Origin of the sequence: Plasticicumulans sp. (genome assembly GCF_035331805.1) — a bacterium.
Lineage (GTDB): Bacteria > Pseudomonadota > Gammaproteobacteria > Competibacterales > Competibacteraceae > Plasticicumulans.
In genome coordinates, this window is the sequence record NZ_DAOLKE010000247.1 from 1 (window position 1) to 5,379 (window position 5,379).

Here is a 5,379-nt window from a genome sequence, read left to right on the forward strand (position 1 = left end):
TGCGTGCGCTCGGCGGCATCGAGGGCATGGATTTCGGTGATGCCCTCGCGCATCGGCACGAGGATCAGCCACGGGAAGCGGGCGTCGTTCATCAGCCGCAGCGTGCAGAGCGGCAGGCGGGAGACCTCGACGGTGTCGGCGGCAAGCCGCGGGTGCAGCGTGAACATGGGCGTACCTTCGGGTCGGAGCGGGTGCGGTGTATCATCCGCGCCCTTCGCTGCGGGCCGTCAAGCCCGTGCTTCCCCCCGCTCGCCCGCGCCGACTCCCGGAGCCCGCCGATGGACCTCACCGCCCTCACCGCCGTCACTCCGGTTGACGGCCGTTACGCCGACAAGACCGCGGACCTGCGGCCGATCTTCAGCGAGTACGGGCTGATCCGCCATCGCGTGCTGGTCGAGGTGCGCTGGCTGCAGCGGCTGGCGAAGCATCCGGGCATCCCCGAGGTGCCGGAGCTCTCCGAGCACGCCGGGCATGTGCTGAACCATCTGGTCGAGCACTTCACGGTCGAGGATGCCGCGCGCGTCAAGAACATCGAGCGCACGACCAACCACGACGTGAAGGCCGTCGAGTACTTCATCAAGGAGAAGATCGCCGGCAACGCCGAGCTGGCGGCGGTCAGCGAGTTCGTGCACTTCGCGTGCACCTCCGAGGACATCAACAACCTTTCCTATGCGCTGATGCTGAAGGCGGCGCGCACGCAGGCCGTGCTGCCGCAGATGGACGCGATCATCGACGCGATCCGCCGGCTCGCCCACCTGCATGCCGACGTGCCGATGCTGTCGCGCACGCACGGCCAGCCGGCCTCGCCCTCCACGCTCGGCAAGGAGATGGCCAACGTCGTGTACCGGCTCAAGCGCACGCGCGAGCAGGTCGCGGCCGTGCCGCTGCTCGGCAAGATCAACGGTGCGGTCGGCAACTACAACGCGCACCTGTCGGCGTATCCGGAAATCGACTGGGAGGCGCACGCGCGCAGCTTCGTCGAGGACGACCTGGGCCTGACGCTGAACCCGTACACGATCCAGATCGAGCCGCACGACTACATGGCCGAGCTGTTCGATGCGACGGCGCGCTTCAACACCATCCTGATCGACTTCTCGCGCGACGTGTGGGGCTACATCGCGCTCGGCTTCTTCAAGCAGCGCACGATCGCCGGCGAGGTCGGTTCGTCGACGATGCCGCACAAGGTCAATCCGATCGACTTCGAGAACGCCGAGGGCAACTTCGGCATCGCCAATGCGCTGCTCACGCACTTCGCGCAGAAGCTGCCGGTGTCGCGCTGGCAGCGTGACCTGACCGACTCGACCGTGCTGCGCGCGATCGGCACGGCCTTCGCGCATGCGCAGATCGGCTATGCGTCGCTGCTCAAGGGCATCGGCAAGCTCGAAGTCAACGCTGCAGCACTCGCGGCCGATCTCGATGCCAACTGGGAAGTGCTGGCCGAGCCGATCCAGACCGTCATGCGCCGCTACGGCATCGAACAGCCCTACGAGAAGCTCAAGGCCCTGACCCGCGGCCAGCGCCTCGATGCCGCGGCGATGCGCGCCTTCATCGAGACGCTGGAACTGCCGGCCGAGGCCAGGGCGCGGCTGCTGGAGCTGAGCCCGGCCACGTATGTCGGCAACGCGGCCGAGCAGGCGCGGCGGGTCTGAACGAAACTCTCACCTGTAAGCCCGGACGAATCCGCCATCGGCAGGGAAGTCCGTGGCCGGCAAGGAGCCGGCCCGCACCCCGCCCGGCATCCGCGCCTGCGCAGCCCGCAGCGGCGAATCCCTGAGCAGCGAGGCGCGGCCTGAGCCTTCGTCCGCGCCCCTTTCCCGATTCCGCCCCCCACCGATGGACACCGCGCCATGACCCAGGCCTCGAACCAGCCCCTGCCGCTTCTCGGCGGCCTGACGGTCCGCCAGTTCCTGCGCGACTACTGGCAGCAGAAGCCGCTGCTGGTGCGCAAGGCCATACCGGGATTCAAGTCGCCGATCTCGCCCGAGGAACTCGCCGGACTCGCCTGCGACGAGGAAGTCGTCTCGCGCCTGGTCATGGAGCGTGGCGGACGCACGCCGTGGGAGCTGCGCCGCGGCCCGTTCACGGAAGAAGACTTCCTCGAACTGCCCGAGACGCACTGGACGCTGCTGGTGTCCGACGTCGAGAAGCAGGCCCCGGACATGGCCGGGCTGATCGAGCCGTTTCGCTTCGTGCCGGACTGGCGCATCGATGACCTGATGATCAGCTACGCGCCCGAGCACGGCACGGTCGGCCCGCACGTCGATGACTACGACGTGTTCCTGCTGCAGGGCCTCGGCAGGCGGCGCTGGCAGATCAGCACGCAGCCGGTCGATCCGGACAACTTCCTGCCCGATGTCGAGCTGCGGATCCTGGACGAGTTCGAGGCCGAGCAGGAATGGGTGCTCGAACCCGGCGACCTGCTGTATCTGCCGCCGAAGGTCGCGCACCACGGCATCGCGCTCGGGCCGTGCATGACCTACTCGATCGGTTTCCGCGCGCCGCTGCACTCCGACATGATCGGGCGCTACGTCGACTTCCTGATGGAGGAAGCCGACCACGAACTGCGCTACCGCGACGAGGGCCTCGCGCCGCAGGACAACCCGGGGCGCATCGGCGCGGACGCGCTCGATCGCATCAAGGACCTGATCCGCAGCTCGCTCGCGACCGGCGATGACCTGATCGAGAGCTGGTTCGGGCGCTACATCACCGAACCGAAGCCGGGCTACGTCGCCGAGCCCGAGGACGATCCGTACACACTCGCCGAACTGCGCCGCCACCTGAAGGACGGCGGCCAGCTCGAACGCAATCCGGGCTCGCGCTTCGCGTACATCGACCACGGCCAGGACAGCGTCACGCTGTTCGTCGACGGTCAGGAGTTCGCGCTCGGGCCGGCGCTCGCGACGCTCGCGCGCGTGCTCTGCCGCGAACGCATCCTCGACAGCCGCCGGCTGCAGGCGGCGCTGGGCGGTGACGATGCCTGGGCGCTGCTGCTCGACCTGCTGAACGAAGGCTTCCTCGTCATCTACGAGGGCTGAGCGGCGAAGGCGCGGATCGCGAGCAGCACGCCGGCCACCAGCAGCGCGGCACCGGCGAGCGTCGCTGCCGGCGGCAGCGCGCCGTGCCAGAGCGCGGCATAGGCACTCGCGAACAAGGTCTCGCAGACGATCAGCTGGCCGGCCAGCGCCACCGGCAGGCCGCGGCTGGCGAGGTTCCAGAGCCCGCTCGCCGCCCAGCCGGCGGTGAGCCCGGTGCCGGCGGCGATCCACCAGAAGTGCTGCCAGTCCGCGGGGCTGCGCGCGGCCGTGTCCGGCGCGACGGCCAGCATCAGCAGCGCGACCGGCAGCAGGCCGGCACCGAGCAGGTTGTTCCAGTGCCCGGCCGGCAGCGCCGGATGGCGCTTCAGGTAGTCGCTGTTGGCGGCACCGAACAGCGTCCAGCACGCGAGTGCCGCGACGGCCGCGAGCACGCCGGCCGGATAGTCCTCACCGCGCACCGCGCCGCTCTCGCCGAGGTTCACGCAGGCGAGCCCGGCGACGATCAGCGCGAGCGGCGGCAGGTGCCGCACCCGCCACGGCCGGCGCTCGCGCCACTGGCCGACGATCGCGAGCGTCACCGGCAGGGCGCCGATCACCAGCGTCGGCAGATAGCTGCCGGCGGCACGCACCGCATACGCGAACAGCAGGTAGTAGACGACGTTGCCGAGCAGCGACAGCAGCCAGGCTGCCAGCCACTCGCGCGCCGACGTGGGCCGGCGCGGACCGGCGAGCAGCGCCACGAGCGCGACCAGCGCATAGGCGAGATAGCGCCCGCCGCTGATCGCGAGCGGCGACCAGTCGGCGAGTGCGAGCGGGGCAAGGAAGGCCAGCCCCCACAGCGCGCCGGCCCCGAGTGCCGCGGCGACGGCCGGCAGCGGCAGGGCCGGTGCCGCTGCGCCCGGGCTCAGAGCGTGATGCCGAGGTTGTCGATCAGCCGCGCACGGCCGAGCCGGGCGGCGGCGAGCAGGCGCAGGTCATGGTCCGCGGGGCCGGCCGGCAGCAGGTCATCGGCGCGGCGCACCTCGAAGTAGTCCGGCGTGAAGCCGGCATCGAGCAGCGTCGCGTTCGCAGCCTCGGTGATCGCCGCGTAGTTGCGCTCGCCGGCGCGGATGCGCGCGGCGGCGGCATCGAGCACCGTGTACAGCGTCGGGGCCAGCGCCCGCTCGGCGGCTGACAGATAGCCATTGCGCGAACTCATCGCCAGCCCGTCGGCCTCGCGCACGGTCGGCACGCCGATGATCCCGATCGGCACGTCGAGGTCGCGGACCATGCGCCGGATCACCTGCAGCTGCTGCCAGTCCTTCTCGCCGAACAGCGCGAGGTCGGGCTGCACGAGGTTGAAGAGCTTGGTGACGACGGTCGAGACGCCGTCGAAGTGCCCGGGCCGGGCGCTGCCGCACAGGTGCCCGGTGATCGTCGGCACGCTGACCGTGGTCATGCCGAGGTGGCCGTGCGGGTAGATGGCCTCGACCGGCGGTGCGAACAGCAGGTCGAGCCCGGCGGCGGCGAGCTTGTCGGCGTCGGCCTCCAGCGTGCGCGGATAGCTCGCGAAATCCTCGTTCGGCCCGAACTGCATCGGGTTGACGAAGATGCTGGCGACCGTGCGATCGGCGTGGCGGCGGGCTTCCTCGACCAGGCGAATGTGGCCGGCGTGCAGGTTGCCCATGGTCGGCACCAGCGCGACGCGCTCTGCGGCGCGCTTCCACGCGGCGACCTGCGCGCGCAGCTCGGCGATCCCGTTGACGCGGTTCATGGCGGCGGGGTCCTCGGCGGATGAGATTCTGACAGGAGCCCGGCCGGCGGCGGATGCACCGGCCGGGTGACGGGGGGCTCAGGTGAAGGTGTGTTCGGCGGCCGGGAAGCTGCCGTCCTTGACCGCGCGCACGTAGGCTTCGAGCGCGCCGTGCACGCCGCGCTCCTGACCGATCATGAAGTTCTTCGAGAACTTCGGACGCATGCCGGCGGTGAGGTCGAGCATGTCGTAGCAGACCAGCACCTGACCGTCGCAGTCGAGCCCGGCGCCGATGCCGATGGTCGGGATCGCGAGTTCGGCGGTCAGCTTCGCGCCGAGTTCGGCCGGCACGCATTCGAGCACCAGCAGATCAGCCCCGGCCTCCTGCAGCACCAGCGCATCGTCGAGCAGGCGCTGCGCGGTGGCCTCGTCGCGGCCCTGCACCTTGTAGCCGCCGAGCTTGTGCACCGACTGCGGCTGCAGCCCGAGGTGCGCACAGACCGGCACGCCGTTGGCCGAGAGCAGGCGCACGATCTCGACGACGTTCTGGCCGCCTTCGAGCTTGATCATCTGCGCGCCGCCTTCCTGCATCAGCCGGCCGGCGTTGGCGAG

At 70.3% G+C, this 5,379-nt stretch carries 6 protein-coding genes; 2 read left to right on the forward strand and 4 right to left on the reverse strand.

Annotated elements, in window-relative coordinates; translation table 11 throughout:
- Positions 1-167: HIT domain-containing protein (locus PKE44_RS14430; RefSeq protein WP_324552392.1), on the reverse strand; the 167-nt coding region annotated here is incomplete at its 3' end.
- A 111-nt stretch (positions 168-278) separates the two neighbouring features.
- Here PKE44_RS14430 and purB point away from each other — a divergent pair.
- The gene (gene purB, locus PKE44_RS14435; RefSeq protein ID WP_324552384.1) at positions 279-1,649 is read left to right on the forward strand and encodes an adenylosuccinate lyase; all 1,371 of its coding nucleotides are present in this window, start codon (positions 279-281) and stop codon (positions 1,647-1,649) included.
- 198 nt (positions 1,650-1,847) lie between these two features.
- The gene (locus PKE44_RS14440) at positions 1,848-3,035 is read left to right on the forward strand and encodes a cupin domain-containing protein (protein WP_324552386.1); all 1,188 of its coding nucleotides are present in this window, start codon (positions 1,848-1,850) and stop codon (positions 3,033-3,035) included.
- Here the strand turns inward: PKE44_RS14440 and PKE44_RS14445 are convergent.
- From PKE44_RS14445 to panB, 3 genes are all read right to left on the reverse strand, one after another.
- Positions 3,023-3,943 carry an EamA family transporter gene (locus PKE44_RS14445; protein WP_324552394.1) on the reverse strand — a complete coding sequence of 307 codons (921 nt, stop codon included), beginning with the start codon at positions 3,941-3,943 and terminating at the stop codon, positions 3,023-3,025. The genes PKE44_RS14440 and PKE44_RS14445 overlap by 13 nt on opposite strands.
- A complete protein-coding gene (panC, locus tag PKE44_RS14450) occupies positions 3,940-4,788 on the reverse strand; it encodes a pantoate--beta-alanine ligase (protein ID WP_324552388.1) in 849 nt (282 codons plus the stop codon). The genes PKE44_RS14445 and panC overlap by 4 nt, the downstream gene beginning before the upstream one ends.
- Before the next feature lie 78 nt (positions 4,789-4,866).
- A partial coding sequence (gene panB, locus PKE44_RS14455) for a 3-methyl-2-oxobutanoate hydroxymethyltransferase (protein WP_324552390.1) occupies positions 4,867-5,379 on the reverse strand: 513 nt, incomplete at its 5' end.

What these genes read in the sequence shown, in the direction of transcription:
- purB (WP_324552384.1), top strand. Translation starts at nt 279, where the DNA reads ATGGACCTCACCGCCCTCACCGCCGTCACTCCGGTTGACGGCCGTTAC.
- PKE44_RS14440 (WP_324552386.1), top strand. Translation starts at nt 1,848, where the DNA reads ATGACCCAGGCCTCGAACCAGCCCCTGCCGCTTCTCGGCGGCCTGACG.
- panC (WP_324552388.1), bottom strand. Translation starts at nt 4,788, where the DNA reads ATGAACCGCGTCAACGGGATCGCCGAGCTGCGCGCGCAGGTCGCCGCG.